12 protein-coding genes are annotated in these 17,738 nt (G+C 44.4%); 5 read left to right on the top strand and 7 right to left on the bottom strand.

Annotated features, from left to right (window positions below; translation table 11 throughout):
* Positions 1 to 14: 14 nt before the first annotated feature.
* A complete protein-coding gene (locus tag MADE_RS16290; protein WP_012519739.1) occupies positions 15 to 836 on the bottom strand; it encodes a sulfite exporter TauE/SafE family protein in 822 nt (273 codons plus the stop codon).
* A gap of 171 nt (positions 837 to 1,007) precedes the next feature.
* Positions 1,008 to 3,602, bottom strand: a complete 2,595-nt coding sequence (locus tag MADE_RS16285) for a TonB-dependent receptor plug domain-containing protein (protein WP_012519738.1) — start codon at positions 3,600 to 3,602, stop codon at positions 1,008 to 1,010.
* Between the two features lie 429 nt (positions 3,603 to 4,031).
* Between MADE_RS16285 and MADE_RS16280 the strand changes: the two genes are divergently transcribed.
* Positions 4,032 to 5,012, top strand: a complete 981-nt coding sequence (locus tag MADE_RS16280) for a LysR family transcriptional regulator (RefSeq protein WP_012519737.1) — start codon at positions 4,032 to 4,034, stop codon at positions 5,010 to 5,012.
* A 47-nt stretch (positions 5,013 to 5,059) separates the two neighbouring features.
* Here MADE_RS16280 and MADE_RS16275 read toward each other — a convergent pair whose 3' ends face one another.
* The 3 genes from MADE_RS16275 to MADE_RS16265 all read right to left on the bottom strand — a co-directional run bounded on the left by MADE_RS16275 (position 5,060) and on the right by MADE_RS16265 (position 9,025).
* A complete protein-coding gene (locus tag MADE_RS16275) occupies positions 5,060 to 5,773 on the bottom strand; it encodes an endonuclease/exonuclease/phosphatase family protein (protein WP_012519736.1) in 714 nt (237 codons plus the stop codon).
* Positions 5,761 to 7,977, bottom strand: coding sequence for a VTT domain-containing protein (locus MADE_RS16270; RefSeq protein WP_012519735.1), 2,217 nt, complete (start codon positions 7,975 to 7,977; stop codon positions 5,761 to 5,763). The genes MADE_RS16275 and MADE_RS16270 overlap by 13 nt, the downstream gene beginning before the upstream one ends.
* A gap of 451 nt (positions 7,978 to 8,428) precedes the next feature.
* A complete protein-coding gene (locus MADE_RS16265) occupies positions 8,429 to 9,025 on the bottom strand; it encodes a porin family protein (RefSeq protein ID WP_012519734.1) in 597 nt (198 codons plus the stop codon).
* A gap of 511 nt (positions 9,026 to 9,536) precedes the next feature.
* Between MADE_RS16265 and katG the strand changes: the two genes are divergently transcribed.
* Both katG and MADE_RS16255 read left to right on the top strand, forming a co-directional pair.
* Positions 9,537 to 11,837, top strand: coding sequence for a catalase/peroxidase HPI (gene katG / locus MADE_RS16260; protein ID WP_012519733.1), 2,301 nt, complete (start codon positions 9,537 to 9,539; stop codon positions 11,835 to 11,837).
* A 347-nt stretch (positions 11,838 to 12,184) separates the two neighbouring features.
* Positions 12,185 to 12,634 carry a hypothetical protein gene (locus MADE_RS16255; protein ID WP_232363073.1) on the top strand — a complete coding sequence of 150 codons (450 nt, stop codon included), beginning with the start codon at positions 12,185 to 12,187 and terminating at the stop codon, positions 12,632 to 12,634.
* A 27-nt stretch (positions 12,635 to 12,661) separates the two neighbouring features.
* Here MADE_RS16255 and MADE_RS16250 read toward each other — a convergent pair whose 3' ends face one another.
* Both MADE_RS16250 and MADE_RS16245 read right to left on the bottom strand, forming a co-directional pair.
* Complete coding sequence (locus MADE_RS16250; protein WP_012519730.1) at positions 12,662 to 13,987, bottom strand: mechanosensitive ion channel family protein; 1,326 nt, start codon at positions 13,985 to 13,987, stop codon at positions 12,662 to 12,664.
* Between the two features lie 646 nt (positions 13,988 to 14,633).
* On the bottom strand, positions 14,634 to 15,365 hold the full coding sequence (locus MADE_RS16245; RefSeq protein ID WP_012519729.1) for a FadR/GntR family transcriptional regulator: 732 nt from the start codon (positions 15,363 to 15,365) through the stop codon (positions 14,634 to 14,636).
* A 329-nt stretch (positions 15,366 to 15,694) separates the two neighbouring features.
* Between MADE_RS16245 and MADE_RS20440 the strand changes: the two genes are divergently transcribed.
* Positions 15,695 to 16,522, top strand: a complete 828-nt coding sequence (locus tag MADE_RS20440) for a polysaccharide lyase 6 family protein (RefSeq protein ID WP_023559889.1) — start codon at positions 15,695 to 15,697, stop codon at positions 16,520 to 16,522.
* Between the two features lie 170 nt (positions 16,523 to 16,692).
* Positions 16,693 to 17,655 (top strand): right-handed parallel beta-helix repeat-containing protein, encoded by a 963-nt coding sequence (locus MADE_RS20435; RefSeq protein WP_023559888.1) that lies wholly within the window; start codon positions 16,693 to 16,695, stop codon positions 17,653 to 17,655.
* Positions 17,656 to 17,738 lie beyond the last annotated feature (83 nt).

Below are 17,738 nucleotides of genomic sequence, written 5' to 3'. Positions count from 1 at the left end.
CCTTTTTAAACTATTTATATGGCTTTATAAAACATGGCGCTCGATACAATAACGAGGTAAATACCAAATAAGCGTTTTAACTTCTTCTCGCTGAAGTTGTGCGCCATCTTGGCGCCAATTGGCGCGGTGAAGATCGCACCAATACTAATTGCAACAAGGGCGGGAATATTGATGTAACCGATGGTGCCTACCGGAAGTGAGGCAGTGTCGGGATGCTTCATGAACAAAAAGCCTATCGCACCTGGAAGACCAATTAAAAAGCCTACGCCAGCTGCGGTTGCTACCGCTTGCTGTATGGTTCGCTGACACATAACCATGGTGATAACAGTAGGGGTGCCGCCGCCTATACCAAGTAATGCAGAAAAGCCGCCGAGTACAAACGCCAGCACAGCTTTACCAATACCCTTAGGCATGTTGAAAACAAGCCCGGGTCGCACGACGAACTCAGGGAAAAGAAAATAGACCGAATATAGTAGAACGCCTGCAGCGAATACAACGGTTAGCCCGTTGGCGCTTGAGTTGTTAGCAATCAGTAACCCACCGCCAACGCCAAGAATAAGCCATATACTCCACGAGCGAAGAATGTCAAAATCAACAGCGCCTTTCGCACGGTGCGCCATCACAGACCGAGCACTAGAAACAACGATAGACGCTAAAGACGTCCCTATTGCAACTTTAACCAATGCTTCTGAAGGGGGAGTAAAAAAGGGAAAAACGGCAAGCAATGCCGGCACAACCACAAACCCACCGCCATTACCAAATAGGCCTGCTGTAATGCCTGCAATAGTACCGGTAATACATAAAGTAACTACAAACCACAGTAGTTCTAATTCCATCTGCTTTCTTCTCCGCTTAAAACAGCTAAAAACATGAGTGACCTTTAACGTTTTTCTTATATACAGTTAATTAAAACGCTAGCTAAAAACATGAGTGACCTTTAACGTTTTTCTTATATACAGTTAATTAAAACGCTAACACCGACAACAGTCGGTGTTAGCGAGAGTGCATTAGAAGCGAGCGGCGAGTCGGGTGTAATAATACCCCCCTTGCCAATCGACAACCGAGCCAGAGTCATAAACTTCACCACAACAGGCGTCGCCATTAGTGCTAACGTCGGGGTAGTTATCGAAGAGATTTCTCACGCCTACTGATAACGTGAGGTTTTCGTTAATGAGATAAGACCCTTCAATATCGAACATGAACTCATCGCCGAATGTTTGAATACTCGTCGCGTTTTCTCCATCATCGCTACCCGCATTTTCGTACTCGCCGAAATAACTCAAGCGAGCAACGGCAGACCATACGTCGTAGCTATGTGTCACTGAGAACACACCGCGCATTTCAGGGCGACTGTTTTCAAAGTCGAACTGATCTTCAGCATCAAGGTATTCACTAGGGTCAGAGTCAAACTCTGTTTTGTTGTAGTTCACAGAGCCGGTTAACACTGTAGCGCCGTATTTAGACTCCATTTTGTAGGTGGCAACTACGTCGACCCCTTCGGTTACCGTATCGAAGGCGTTTTGGAAGAAGAACACGCCACCAATAGATTCGGCGCCCGATACATTCGCACCTGAAAGCGCAAGGTAGTTTTGGTATGCATCATAGCCATCGGCGTCAGGGTCGCTGACCACTGTGGTTGAAACATCGCGTGTAGAAACCGAGTAAAGTCGGTCTTCTAGCTTAATGTTGTAGTAGTCGACAGTAAGCGTTAAGTCGCCGTAGTTAGCAGTCATACCCAACGTGAAGTTAGTCGACTTTTCAGGCGAGAGCGCTTCGGCACCAAGGGCTTGCGCTACATCACCACCCGCTGGGAATAAACCTGTTGCAACAGGGAAGCCATCTGGCAAGCGAGTAGAAACGTTAGTTGTGCCTTGCTGGCCGGGTGTAGGCGCTCTAAAACCTGTACCAAATGACGATCTAAAGCCTACATCATCCGTTAGTTGGTAGAACCCTGCGACTTTGTATACCACCTCAGAACCAAAGTCCGAATAATCCTCATATCGCAGTGCTGCCTGGGCAAAAAGTTCATCGGTAATATCACCTGAAATGTCGGTATAAACGGCATAGGAGTCACGTTCGTACGAACCTGAGTAATCTGGAGAGTATCCAGGGAAGCCGTTAGAGCCAACGCCTACTACAGTATAAACGGCGTCGTCTGGGTCAGAACAATCTAGTGAGGAACCTGCTGCAATGACAGATAGGCCCGCAGCCGTTGCTGTGGTTCCGTCACAGAATCCGTAAGGGTCGGACGTTGCGTAAGGACCGGCAAAGTACGATGCTTCTTCACCTTCAGATATTTCATATGACTCATCTAAGTAACTTGCGCCAAAGGCAAGAACGTACTCGCTAAGGTCGTAGGTAAAGTCAGCTTGTATTTGTGTTTCTTCATTGGTGAGGTCGCCCGGCTCGAAAGAGGTGGGTGACATGTTGCCTAATGATGGGTTTATTGTATTGGCAAGGGTATAGGAAATTTCATTATTTCCGTAACGTCCACTAATATCATAGGTAAGGTCGCCCGACATACCTTTGATACCGCCTACAAAAGAGTAATCGGTTACGTCACCAAAGAAGCGCGGCGTAAATCCTCCGGGAAAGAATTCGGTTGGGTTCCAGATAGAGCCGTCTTCAAGGCGAATATCTTCAATTGTACCGTTGCCTGGATAGCGATAGTAGAACGAACCATCGCCTTCACTTTCTGAGTAGTTACCAAAAGCATAAAGCTCAGCTTCAGGGGACAAGGCGTAGCCCGCATTCACAAATACCCGCGTACCGCTTGTATTCGGTTGTCCCCACGGCTGTACCACGTCTGAACCATGTACACTATTGGCCATGGCTGTTGCATCGGCAATATACTGTTCTGATTGCTCGTCAACACAGAACCACGGCTCACAATACTGTTCACCCCTAAATGTTGCTTCGCTATCTGAATATTCTGCTGAGATACTTAAAAAGCCATCGTCACCAAGGGCAAAACCTTTATTGCCGGTAACGGTTATTTGGTCACCGTCACCTTCATAGTACGTGCCATAATCAGCGGTAAAAGAACCGCCTTCCGTGTTGTCTTTAAGCTGGAAGTTAATAACACCAGCGATAGCATCTGAACCGTATTGCGCTGCCGCGCCGTCTCGAAGTACTTCTACCGTTTTAATGGCTGCTGTGGGGATAGTTGCAATGTCTGGGCCCTGTGTACCCGAGCCGCCAATAGAAACAAGTGCTGCTCTATGGCGTCGCTTAGAGTTAACCAGTACCAAGGTTTTATCGGTAGGCATGCCACGAAGTGTTGCGGGGCGAATAAAGGTTCCACCGTCAGATATAGGCTGACGGCCAACGGAGTAAGAGGGAACCAAGGTCATAAGAACGTTGTTCATATCGGTAAAAGCTACTGCCTCTACGTCTTCTGCGGTTAATACATCAACCGGCACAGGAGAACTGGTCACCGACCGTGGCGCGCCTCGCGCCCCAACAACGGCGATGCGTTCTAAGTCTTTCGCTTCGGCGGTTTCTTCTGTAACTTCTTGCGCTTGTGCAAGCATTGACGTGGTAAAAAGGGTTAACCCGGTAAGTGCGTAACGTACTGCAGTGTGGAGTTTCTTTTGTTTCATCAGTGTTCCCAATCGTGCTTATTGCTACTTAATTTGTGAATGTGGATTGTTTAAATCTGCACTCTTTTTAGGCACGCACGAGCACCACATTGATGCGTATTGCATCTTGTTATTGTTGTTGTGTAACTCGTGTACAGGGTCTAGGCTAAAAACTCTTTCGCGCTCGCGGAAGAAAGAAGAATATTCAGGGGTATAAGAAAAGTATTGACCCTAAGCGAACGGCCCATTTTACTTGGTGTTAGACTTAAGTATTAAGCTGCATCAGATTTTTTGTCTCTCCCATTTCCCCGCAATTTTTACAAATTTTCTGCATATAACTGAGTGGAATGGCATATAGCTTGCGTTAAACCACAGTGCGCATACTGTCAAATCAATCGATTTGGGGCCAAGCGCAATCTATATTTGCTGCGGGTTTATTAAGGGGGACGAGTGCATTCTAAACAGCTGCATTATTTTATAACGACGGTACAAAAGGGAAGTATTGCGGCTGCCGCCAGAGCGTTAGATATAGCGCAGCCGGCTATAAGTCAGCAAATAGCAAGTTTAGAAAGGGAAGTAAAAGCCACGTTACTTGAAAGAAGCTTTTCTGGGGTTAACCTTACGCCTGCGGGAAAAGTATTTTACAAGCACGCCGAGAAAATTGCAGATGAAATAGATAATGTAAAGTTAGCCATGGAGGCATTTCACCCGGCACAGCACAAAAAAATTAAGATTGGTATGCTGCCTTCAATTGGCAATGTACTTTCACTGCCGTTATTAACTGAAATTACAAAAAATCACAAACACGTAAAAGTAGAGATCAGTACCGGGCCTTCTTACACTATCAATGATTGGCTTGAATCTAAGCAGGTGGACATCGCGCTGACCTACCAACAGGCTATTGAACCTAGGTTCATGAACCTAACGCCGCTTATTCAAGAAGAATTACACTTGGTTTTCACCGCTTCACCGGCCTATTCTCAGTACGCCGAGCTAAGAGAAAAGTCGTTCATCAAGTTTTGGGAGATAAGCGAGCTGCCGCTTTTATCTCCAGGCAATAAAGACGCCTTAGGCCAGCTTATCGCTGATTATGAAAAAGCGACGGGGGTAAGTTTAAAGCACGATCTGGCTTATTCGGGGCAGCTTATGACGGGGTTAAGACAGGTTATGCAGGGAGAAGGCGTAATGATTTTGCCCACTTCAGCTATCTTTCACCTTAGAGAATCGGGGCTGGTATCCACGCTTAAAATCACTCAGCCTGAAATGCACCGAACGGTCTTAGCGGCAACCAATAAACAGGTTAAGTTGACGCAAGACATTGGCCATATCATTGATGTTATAAGACAGGTAGTGGCGCAAGAAAATACCCTTAACCACTGGTGCGGCACGCTAGAATTTGCGTCATCGACGTTTATTGCCCAATCGGCATAATATTACGCCCTGTCTAAACCTTGCTAGCTGGGTGATTAACCAGGTCATTAGTCAGGAGATTCAGGCAATTCTATATCGATAAGCACAGGCAGATGATCGGAATATACTCTGGTTTTAGCATTCTTAAGCTTCCTACAGGCTTTAACTTTTATATCATCGGTAACCCAAACTCTATCTAACGAAAAGACGGGGAAATGGCTAGGAAATGTAGCGCCGACTTTTTGTTGAAAAAGCAAAGAATTCAAACCTTTAAATGCTTTAGAAAAAAACTGCCATTCATTGAAATCTCCAGCCAGTACTAACGGGGTTTGCTTTTCCTTGAGACGCTGAGAAAGGTGCTCATGAAGCAAAGAGAACTGTGAGCGCCGCTCCAGTTTTTTTAGTCCCTTATGCGTATTCACGACAGTAAGCGGCGTTTTCTCTGTTTTTAATTCGACAATTTGCACATTTCTCGGTTGTCGCCCGCTTTGGCTTACATCAACCGTGTCGTTTGATAAAACGTCGTAGCGAGTGAGTATAGCGTTGCCATACCAGCCATCAGCTTCTCTGATGGCTGGCGAAGGTATAAGCTTAAAGGTATTTTCGGCACATATGTCTCTAACATCTTGTGCGGTATCTCGCTCGGGAGGGCGGGTGTCCATTTCCTGCAGCAACACGACATCGGCACCGCTGCTTGCGAGAAACTGCCCAATGCGTTTGTAATCTTGCTTTTTGTCTCTACCTATTCCGCTGTGAATATTATAAGTCACTATGCGGCACATTTTTCTACCTCACTTTTACTACTGCTATCTTCATTTTCGCTGTCGCTTTTCGCTTCTTTACGGGCTTGATAGAATCGAGCGAATTTTTGTGAGCCCCAGATCATTAAGCCCCACAGTACAATACCGCCAACTAAATAGCTGATTGTTTCAGGCGATGGGTTCTGCCAAATTTGCGCGATGGAATCACCCACTAAGCCTTTAGCAATCATGGGAGGAAACATACCTAAAAACGTCCCTACCAAGAATTGGAAGATCCCTATTGACGAAATACCCGCTACCAAGTTAACTAAACTAAAGGGCGCCACAGGCAACATCCGGATAGCTGCTACGCCAACTATGCCGCTGCGTTTCAGTTTTTCATCGACCGCCGCGACCTTAGGGCCGCCTATTTTTCTAAGCCCAGCATTACCCGATAGCTTGCCTACACCGAACATAATGGCTGAGCTCATAAGTGCCCCCATGATGCCGTAAATAGGGCCCCAAATTGGACCGAAAATAGCGGCGACAGCCAGTGATAGTACGGTGACCGGGAAGAACAGTATACCGCCAACAACATAGACTAATAGGACCGTGGGTAACGCAAAGTAAGTGCCCCTGCTTTTTTCTAAAAAGGCATTGATGCTGTCCGAGCTCAACCACGGAATGGATTGACTCGCCCAAAACATTAACCCACCTAGCACGGCAATTATTGCAAGACCTATCAAAATCATAATGCTTCGACGTCTTGGATTGCGAGCAGGTAGGGCCGCGCCATCAAAAGTTGGCACCGAGATCAAAGGTTCTTCTGGATCTGAGAGTGCACGAAACATATTTTGGCCGGAGTGTTCGGTGAAAACTTCATCACGTACTTCAGTTAGCACATAGCCATGTGCAATTTGCCCCTGCATTAAGGCTTCAACCGGTGAATCGTTATCGAAAATAGCCGGCATGTCGGCAATATCTCTGCCGGTGTGCTCAGCAAGTAAATCATTACGCACCTGTTCAATACAGCCTTGATTTTCCTTGCTATTGCCAAACAACACTGTGTCTATTTCTGTATCTAAGGTCATAGAGCGGTTGCTTAAATTCGAAGAGCCGATCACAAGATATTTGTTATCAATGGTCATCACTTTTGAATGAATTCGCTTATAAGCGCGGCGGCCTTGCATGTCTTCAATGGAAGAGTAGGTTAGCTTCACTCGCTCTGGGTCGATGCCCTTTTCTAAGATCGCTTTAAATTCAATTCGACTCGCCCAAAAAGCTTCGCATTCAAACTTACCTTTGGGCTCGTAAGAGCTCACAATAATGACCGAAAGATTAGGCTTTAACTTAAGTTGCTTATTAAGCGCCTCGGCTATCTCCTGTCGGGTTGTGAATTGGTTTTCAATATAGATAACAGATTCGGCTTCGCCGATAAGGTCAAGCAGCATGTGACGTACTTCTTGCGCTGGCTCTACTTCATCCATAAACGGAATAGTACGGGCAAGTGCACACTCTACGTTTTCAAAAAGCGGCGGGTAATCTTCAGGCCACGCATCAGGAAGGGGCGCATTATCATCAATCCGCGCGTCTTCTCTCATATCAATAGGAGATTCTTCGGCTACGCGCTGCCAGCGCCATCTAACTAATTTTGCAAAGTCTTCTACTACGGGACCGCTTGATACCATTTGCACATCGTGAAGGGGGCCATATTCGCCGTCTGGGCCGTCGCGCTCTTCAGATACAACCGGGTGGTCGCGAGTGTCCCAGCGATTTGTCGACACGTCCATTCCACCTGAAAACACCAATTCATCGTCGATAACCACGATTTTTTGATGCTGGCTACCGCCCATGGGAATTGTGCCATCAAGTTCAGTTTGTACGTTATCCGGCGTTTTCTCTTCCCACACTTCTTTCGCCCACATTTCTCGCTGAGCGAAAAATGCCAACGATGAATCCCACCGCAATAGGTAAATCTTAATATCGGGGAGTTGTTCAGCTTTCCACTTTAGCAGGTCACTAATTACACTGGGGGCTTCGCTATTGGCTTCGTCATCGCCTCTTAGTAGGCGAATTCGGCTGTCTATGTCCCAGCCTACAATAAAGATACTGTGCTTGGCTTTAACTATTGAACTGTGCAACGCCTTATAGTAATTCCCGCAATCAATGAGTGGCGTAGAGAAACGGGCCTTGCTTTCGACCCAACAGTTTTGGCCTGGTTGGAATATGCTCTTACCTGATTGCATGTGCTTTTACCTGTTATTCATTCTATTAATCTCTATTAGAGACTGCAGAATTCATACCTGATATCTACACAATGATGAGGCGTATAAGTATATGATATATAATAATAAGTGCTTTTTTCTTTTCGAGATGAAGTAGTAGTAGAAAGAAAAGCTTGTAAGATTTTCACAATGTACCGAGTTTAATATTCACAGCTTATAAACGCAGAAAACTACATCTATATACCCATCGACGGTGCGATTTTAGCTTCAAGATAAAGTGAGAGCTTTGGCAGGGAATTCACCACTTTCTTCTTAAAATATTGATAATCTTGCGAAAGCGACAGTCTCGAAAATACGAGAGTGGACGGAACTCATTCAGCGAATAGATGGCTGACAAACAACACAAAGCCTTTGCACAGGGCAAAGGCTTTGTAACTATTTAACTAAGTTTATGCGCTAACAAGCGCGTGTCTTAGAAGCGGTATTCAACACCAATGCTTGCTTGTTTTAGATCGGTCTCAAAATCGGTATCGTCGATATCATCGAACGCTTCATCTGCGTCCAATTCAGTATCATAAACGGTGTATTCAGCGTTTACTAAGAAATTACTTGTTACCGCGTAGCTAAGACCTGCACCAACGAACAAGCTTTCATCGTCGTTATCTCGTGATACGCCTGCAAAGTTGTATTCAGTTTCTGACCATAGCTGACCCGCTTTAGCATAAAGCGAGAAGCGCTCGGTAAGTGGCAAAATACCCTTGATAGCAGCGGTGTAACCATCTGTTTCAGCGCCAGCGATATCGTTACCGTAATCGCCAAAGTCGACGTAGCCACCTTCAATCGCTACCCATTCGTTAAACTTATAACCTACAAGGCCTTGCCATACGTCTTTGTCGTCGTCGAAGTCGTCTTCACCTTCAACGCGTAGGTAACCGTAATTACCACCTACGTAAAAACCACTGTCTTTTGCTTCAATCTGGTTAGACTGAGCATGGGCACCAAACGAAGCCATTGCACTGATAGAGGCAACAGTTGCTAGTCCAGTAAGTGTCTTAAGTGTGTTTTTCATAAGTTCATCCTCATTACTTCTATAACATTCCATCGACTTCTTATTGAAGTTAATGTGTGATTTATTGCACTACTTGTGTTTCAAGTGCTGTGCCATGGTAGAAATTGCAAAATTACCTTCAAAGAAAAGAAAACTTTACAGAGAGATAAGCATTTCCGCCTGTTATTTAATCACTTAACAAAAGGTGTCTCGTGCTATTGAAAACAAGACGGGAAAAATTTTCCCAGCCTCTGAAAGAGATTCACGACACTTAGCTAACTAATATGTACGCTTCGTTAGTCGTAACGTTTTTTTATCCGTTTAAATAAATCTGATAGTTAACTGTCAGATTTTAAAGTCTTTTTACATTGATTGGATTTTCCAATCAGTTGAATTCATTTTATCAACTGTAAATAAAGCGTAAGCCCGTCTATCTTTTAATTGCTTACAAGGTAAACAAAATGTTAACCGTTGCGGTTTAACGCTATTGCCGCAATTTGATAACGAAAACAAACTCAGACGGGAAAAAACCATGAACATGAACAGGTTTAGAAAAACCACGCTATCTGCACTTGTAGCACTTTCGCTAGGTGCCACAGGCGCGATTGCTAATGATCAAATTAGTAAGCCAGCCGGTGCAAAAGGCACGGGCATGACAAAAGCTTTTCAACCGAAAAGCAACCAATTTTGGTGGCCAGATCAACTTGATTTGTCGCCGCTAAGGGACCATGACAACCGCTCTAACCCACTTGGCGAAGATTTCGATTACGCCAAGGCATTCTCTAAACTTGACCTTGACCAAGTTAAAAGTGACATCAATGAGCTTCTGACTACATCGCAAGATTGGTGGCCAGCAGACTTTGGAAACTATGGACCATTCTTTATTCGTCTTTCATGGCATAGTGCCGGTACCTACCGTACGCTAGACGGCCGTGGCGGCGGCGATGGTGGCCAAATGCGCTTCGATCCGTTAAACAGCTGGCCTGACAACGGAAATTTAGACAAAGCACGCCGCTTGTTGTGGCCAATCAAGCAAAAGTACGGTGAAAGCCTTTCTTGGGGCGACTTGATGATCCTAGCGGGTACAGTAGGTATGGAAAACATGGGTTTTGACACCTATGGTTTTGCGGGCGGTCGTACTGATGACTGGGAACCAGATATGGTGTATTGGGGCCCTGAAGTAGAAATGCTTGCAAGCGATCGTGAAGAGCGTGAAGGCAAACTTCAGCGTCCACTAGGTGCAACGCACATGGGTCTTATCTATGTTAACCCAGAAGGCCCTAAAGGTGTGCCTGACCCAATGGGCTCGGCAAAAAATATTCGTACCGCGTTTGCTCGTATGGCTATGAATGATGAAGAAACCGTAGCGCTAATCGCTGGTGGTCACACATTCGGTAAAATGCACGGTGCTCACAAACCAGCAGACTGCTTAGAAGCTGAGCCAGGTGGTGCAGGCCTAGAAGAGCAGGGGTTAGGTTGGAAAAACAACTGTGGTAAAGGCAACGCTGAAGATACCGTAACTAGTGGCCTTGAAGGTGCGTGGACACAATTACCTACTAAGTGGACAAGCTTATATCTTCAGAACTTATTAGGCTTTGAATGGAAGCAAACTCGCAGCCCAGCCGGCGCTATTCAATGGGTCCCTACTGATGAGTCACTACACACATCAGTTCCGGATGCACACGTGGAAGGTAAGAAAAACCCACCAGTGATGACAACGGCTGACCTTGCGCTTAAGTATGACCCTGAGTACCGTAAAATTGCAGAACGTTTCTTAGCCGACCCTAAAGAGTATCAGACGGCGTTTGCAAAAGCATGGTTTAAGCTAACGCACCGCGACATGGGTCCAAAGGAACGTTACCTGGGTAACGACATCCCTAGAGAAAACTTTATCTGGCAAGACCCTGTGCCTAAAGCTGATTACAAAACCATTTCTGACAAAGATGTTAAAAAGCTTAAAGCTGATATTTTAGATAGCGGCTTAACAGTACAGCAACTGGTTAAAACAGCATGGGCTGGGGCGTCAAGCTTCCGCGCTTCTGATTTACGTGGCGGTGCAAACGGTGCGCGTATCGCACTAGAGCCTCAAATGAGCTGGGAAGCGAACGAGCCAGAAACGGTTAAAGCAGTAGTAGCTAAACTGAAAGAACTACAAGAAGATTACAACTCGCGTATGTTCTCGAAGAAGAAAGTATCGCTTGCTGATTTGATTGTTATTGGCGGTGCTGCAGCTATCGAAAAAGCGGCTGCTGATGCTGGTGTTGAAGTTAGCGTACCTGTGGTTCCAGGTCGAACTGACGCCACGCAAGAGCAAACTGACGTTAACTCTTTCTCGCTACTTGAGCCAACCGCAGACGCGTTTAGAAACTACTACAACGCAGAAGCAAGCTATCGCTCACCAACCGATATGCTAGTAGATAAAGCTGACCAGCTAAACCTGACCGTGCCTGAAATGACGGTACTACTAGGTGGTCTGCGTTCTCTAGGTGCAAACACTGGTGGCACTAACCACGGTGTATTTACCGATAACGTGGGCACGCTTAACAATGACTTCTTCGTAACGTTGCTAGACATGGGCGTTAAGTGGAGAAAAACCGATGATGCTTCTGTTTATGAAGGCGTTAACAGAAGTACTGGCGAAGTTATGTATACTGGTACACCTGTAGACCTCGTGTTTGGTTCAAACAGTGAATTACGCGCGGTTGCTGAAGTGTATGCTTACGACAATGCGAAAACCCGCTTTGTTGAAGACTTCGTCGATGCTTGGACCAAAGTAATGACGCTAGACCGTTTTGATTTACGTCATGACCTCAATGCGAAGCTAGCGAAGTAAGTCAAACTCGTTAACTCGTAGCTTGATAGCTAACAAAAGGGGGCACTTCACTTTAGGAGGGCCCCTTTTTTATGCAAATGTTTTTATTACTTAAGCTTGTACAAGCTTTAAACATCCGCTTTGCCCATACAGTACCTAGGGCTTTTGTAAAAAAGCGAAGCAAAAGTCACATTGTTCTTTCTAGCTTTAGGTGAAAGTACAGCTTTCAAATTAAGCTTACGTCATCAGTATCAAAACCATCGAGTAATCGTCGAAAACTGTGTTCGAATTCGCTACACTGAACCTTATTTTTCCATCCATGACATAACTTAATGGCCAGTCTTCAACGTGCTTTAGTAAATTTAGAAATGTTAAGTGACGATATTAACGCGTTATCTTCTGATGAACTGAATACCGTCACGCACATTCATCTTTTACATAGCGTGCTAGAGGAATTGAAAAACGCTGAGGCCACTGTTGTTTTCGAAACCGAAGCCAGTTTCCATAAAATTCTGCAAGGTTCTTTATTTGACCCCATTTTTGAGCGAAAACGCATGGTAGGCGTGTATACCAAGCTGGTTGGCTATGTCATTACCGCATGGGAAGCCTCAAATAAGGCGAACGCAATCTTAGTTGATAACTTCGATGCAAGCGCAGATAAGCGTCTTGAGCTGCTTCAGGTGAAAGCTATAAGAGCCAAATCTCAACTTAAAACCGTCGCGACGGCCATGGGGCAAAACGACTACGAGAAGTTTACACAAGCGCTAGGGTTAATTGCACAAGAGTGGCAGTGGGATACGCTTCGCGCAAGGTTTTAGTCAAGCGCGAAGGTAATACTCAATGACTTACGAAGTGGTATTTCTGATACCGATATCTTGCTCGTTGATAACGCGAACTTCCCGTTGAGGGAACGGAATTTCAATATTATGCTCACGTAAGGTTTCAAAGACGGCCAGCAACAAATCACCGCCCACACGATTCTTGCCGTCGTCTATTCCTTCCATCCAGAATTCAACAAACATGTTCACGCCCGAGTCGCCAAAACTATCTATTTCACAGTCTGGTAGTTCTTCAAAAGGAATGTCTTCGCCACTGATCACTTGCGGGTGTGCCGCCACGGTATCTTTAATAATTTCTACCATTGCGCGAATATCTGTTTTGTACGCAACCGAGAAGTCGATACGATAACGCTGCTTTTGATTTTTGTGCGTCCAATTAATGAGTAAAGAGCTGATGAATTTTTCGTTGGGTACAAGTACATCTTTCCCGTCGAAGGTTTCAAGCACGGCATAGCGCATTTTAAATTCTCTTACGATGCCTTTTTTTCCGTCTTCAAGCTCGACATAGTCACCTACGGTTAGCGACTTATCTAACAATATGATAATGCCTGATATAAAGTTTGAAGCGATAGATTGAAGCCCCAAACCAAGACCCACGCCTAACGCGCCGCCGAAAACAGCGAGGGCAGTGAGGTTGATCCCCATGACATTAAGTAACAATAAAAATACGATACAGAAAAGGGCTACTTCGAAAAGCTTAGCGAATACCTCTTTGGTGGATACATCAAGGGACTTGTGGTTTCGTATGATATCTTGACCGATGGCATTTGAACTTCGACCTAACCAAAAGAGCAGCCCGCCAAACAACACTACTCGGGTCACCCCATAGGCAGAAACCTCAACATTCCCTACTGAAATCGCTATCGACGCCAGCGCTGTTGTAACAAGTGGTAGCACGCCAACAAGGTGCAAAAATAAAATCGGTAAACCTACCCATCGCATAAGCCCTGCAATGGTTTTATTTTCAACAAAGCCGGTAATGAGTGAGTTCACAAACAGCATTAATGCCACGACAACCGCTATTTCTAATAGCCACGCGTCAAACTGAAACTGAGCGCCTAGCACAGTGGTCAGCTTTAGCATACTTATAGTGATAAGCGGGAAAAGAGCCTCACCTAAGTTATATAGAAACCCATGCATCGTGTGTGCACCTTGCTCGGGCTTTTCTCTAGTAAACTTAAACGGCTTCTTCACTTGCCTGGCAAGTAAAAAGGCTATGCAATATATTACCGCTATGGTTGTCAGCTGAATAATAAAGCTATCAGACATAACTGATGCTTTCACGAGAGCCAATTTTTCTTCAGCATGTTGGGTTAAACTTTCAACATTCATCTTTTAATTTCACTTGGTTATCACAGCGTAAGCGTGAGTGTTATTAGCGCATAAAGTAATTTCGCGCTTTTTATCTGTTATAACAAACATGGTAAAGCTTTTTCTTACCTTTGTGCCATATAACTAGGTTTAACTTTTTTGGTCATATAGGTATCTTAGCTTGTTATTGTGCATAAGACGCTAAAGTACTGAGGCTTTGAACTAAAGGGTGGTTATCCTAAGTTATTGATTTTATTTTTCTTAGTTTTGATTTTACTCTGTTTTTATTTTATTGGCGTGAACGGGCTTGCTTAAAAAGTTCTACGGACTCGTAAAAAATTTGTCGTGAAGATCCACAAAAATAACAGGTTATCAATATTGGTAATAATTATTGGTTGGCATCTGGTAAGGCCGGAATGTAGTATGGAATGGTTTTCTGCTGCTTGAGAAAGCGGAATGTGAACAAGCTTATCTACGCGTTTAAGCAAGTTTTGGGGAAGTGTCGGGCCGTATTTTAGGTTCAATATTTACCTCGAAGTAGAACTTTGCTCTTACGCCTTAAAGCAAAATAATAAAAACAGTGACTCATAAGAGTACCCTACAAAGCAAACAGGCTTCTTAGAAATAAGAAGCCTGTTTTATTTTACAATCAGAAAACCTTCTGTCACTACTGTCTTAAATGAGCAATTGAATAGAGCCCTCTGGTTTCATCTGTTTTTCGTTTAATTTCTTCAAGTGCTTTTGCTTCACTTGCGTCAAATAATGCATTGATCAAACGATTAAAATGCTGATGCATTGCACGGCGTGCACCGGCCGAATCTTTACTTTCTATAGCATCGTAGATAAGCGTATGTTCTTGAAGCCTTTGCTCTTCACCTTGGGAGCACACGTCACTATATGCAGCGATAACTTGTGGAACGCTTCTACGCAGTGCCCATAAGTTTTCAACAGACAACATAATTGCATTGTTGCGGGTTGCTTGAGAAATAATCTGATGGAAGCGTTGGTCGGCTTCATCCGCTTTCTCTGGCGATTTCATCTCTACCAAGGTTTGCTTCAATGCCTCTAATTCTTCACTAGAAATGGTTGCTGCTGCAAGCGCTGCCGCTTCGCCTTCAACCAATGCACGGGCCTGTGTGAGTTCAAATGCACTGATAGGCTTGGTTACCTGACCAGGCTTTTTTTGATGCAGTACATAAACGCCAGAGCCCGTCTTTACTTCAACGCGCTCGCGCACTTCAAGAGCAATGATAGCCTCGCGAATGGTAGGGCGACTAACATTATAAGTTTCTGCAAGCTCTCTTTCAGCGGGTAATCGACTACCTTCAGGATAAATCCCCTGATCAATTAGCGCCTCGAGTTTCTCAACGATGCTCCAGAAAAGACGACGAGTCTTCATATTTACAGCCCTTGTTTGCCTGTTGCTTACCAAGTAGAGGGTACACAATTGGTAAAAGAATTCTATCTGACCATTGTATATCGAAACTAGCGCAAAGCGCAAAGTCCCTTATGTATCGTTAATACTAACGCTTATTAAACGATAAAAAGTCTAATTGGTAATACATTTATTTAGTTATTGGTAAAACAGATTGGTTGTTTTTGGTTGGATCCTAAAACAATCGGTAACAAATAAATAACAGCATAATTGCGTTTTTGCAAAACAACGTGACCAATTAATGCGGTTAGAGCAATAAAATTTCAATACTTGCTCGGCAAGGAGAGGGATGTATGAAGTTAAAGAGTATCTTTAAGTCAGCGGTCGGCGTTGTTACTTTGTTGACGCTAAACTCGACTGTTAACGCTGAAGACTTTTTCGTAGATTCTAAAGCATCCTATTACGATGCTGTTAGCCAGGTAGGTCCGGGAGACGATATTGTTTTTAAAAACGGAACGTATCGCGATTTCGAAATTAAGTTTCAGGCCCAAGGCAGCAAACAAGCCCCTGTTACTTTGCGTGCTGAAACAAAAGGCGAGGTGGTTTTTTCTGGTCAATCTAACTTAGCAATTGCTGGAAGCCACGTGGTGGTATCAGGGTTAGTATTTAAAAATGGTTATTCGCCTTCAGGCTCGGTCATTAGCTTTCGAGTAAATAAAGATGATGTGGCAAACCATACCCGCGTTACCGAAGTGGTTATTGAAGACTATTCAAAACCCGATAAATTTGAGAGTGACTATTGGGTTGCGCTTTATGGAAAACACAATCGCTTCGATCACTCCTATCTTGCTGGTAAGCGCAATCGTGGCGTTACCGTTGCTGTGCGACTAGATAGTGCGGATAGCACTGAAAATTACCACCAAATTGACAATAACTACTTTGGCTACCGACCTGAACTGGGCTCAAATGGCGGGGAAACACTAAGAATTGGCACAAGTCATTATTCATTAGAAAACTCGTTCACTCGCGTTGAGAACAATGTATTTGATAGATGTAATGGCGAAGTAGAGATTATTAGTGTTAAGTCGGGTGGGAACACCCTTCATGGCAACACCTTTATTGATGTTTCTCACATACAGCTAGCCGCTGGCGCAGATGAAGAACGTTCAGCGCCCCAGTAGACAGCGTATTTACGAAAAACCTTGTTGTTGCTAACAGGGTTCCCACTACATTCAGCTTCTTCGATGATACTAGCGGTAAAACGTTTTCGAACAATATTGCTAATTACAGCGTTGAAAGTCAGATTGAAGCGGGTTTTACCAAGCGCACTGATATTGGTGAATCAACAAATGTGACTGTTGACGGTATGCAAGTAGGTGCAGACGATAGCGTAAAAGCATTATCAAAAGATGAGGTAGGCCCAAGCTGGTATCAAAAGAAAGAATATGAATTGCCATTTAAATCGGGTAAAGAAATAAGGGTAGATCCCGGTGTAAACACTATTTTCGACGCGGTCACCCAGGCCGAAGATGGAGATGTGCTTGTCTTAGGTGAAGGCAAATACAGCGAAGAAAAAATCATTAAGGTTGAAAAGGTATTGTCTATAGAAGGGGCTTCACCTGACTTGGTTACGATTTTACCCCAACGCTCTGCATTATTCGAAATTAGCGACAATGGGGCTTTAGCGCTTCAAAGGGTAACCTTAGCGGGCACAGATGCGCCTGATGCGGCAGGCAATACACTAATTCGTACCAAAAAATGGGGCATGTTAACGAACTACCGCTTCACCATGGATAACGTGAAAGTGGTCGATGTAGACATTAATCATAGTTTTCATTTCTTCTCTGCTGGTGCGCGAAGCTTTGCCACGCATTTTTCTGTGACGAACAGCCATTTTGAAACAATTTCTGGAAACGTATTTGCGTTCAATAAAGAAAAAGATGACTTGGGTATCTACAACGTTGAAGTACTCAACATTAGCAATAATGTTTTTGAAAACGTGAGCGGAGCACTAGCCTTGATTTATCGTGGGGGGACGGATGAGAGTACATTCGGGCCCAAAGTAACGTTGAGTGATAATACGCTGACCAAGGTGGGTCACGGCAAAAGAAATAAGCGCAAAGCAAGCATCTTCCTTCATGGCGTCCAAAAAACAAACATTCGAAATAATAAGTTCGACTCTAGTGCGAAGGTACGCATTGAACACACGGTCGGTGAGCCACAAACGACGCTCAGCCAAAATAGCTTTAGTAACACCGATAAGCCGTCAATTATAGATTTTCTAACGGCTAAAGACGGCTGCCAGTGTCAGTAATTATAGTCATTAGAGTAAGTCAATTGGCGTTGCTTGCAGCAGCGCCGAATAACGTTAAAACAAGCAAATAATACAAAGCTATG

The organism is Alteromonas mediterranea DE (genome assembly GCF_000020585.3).
Taxonomy (GTDB): domain Bacteria; phylum Pseudomonadota; class Gammaproteobacteria; order Enterobacterales; family Alteromonadaceae; genus Alteromonas; species Alteromonas mediterranea.
This window is presented reverse-complemented; position numbering and strand designations above follow the sequence as displayed.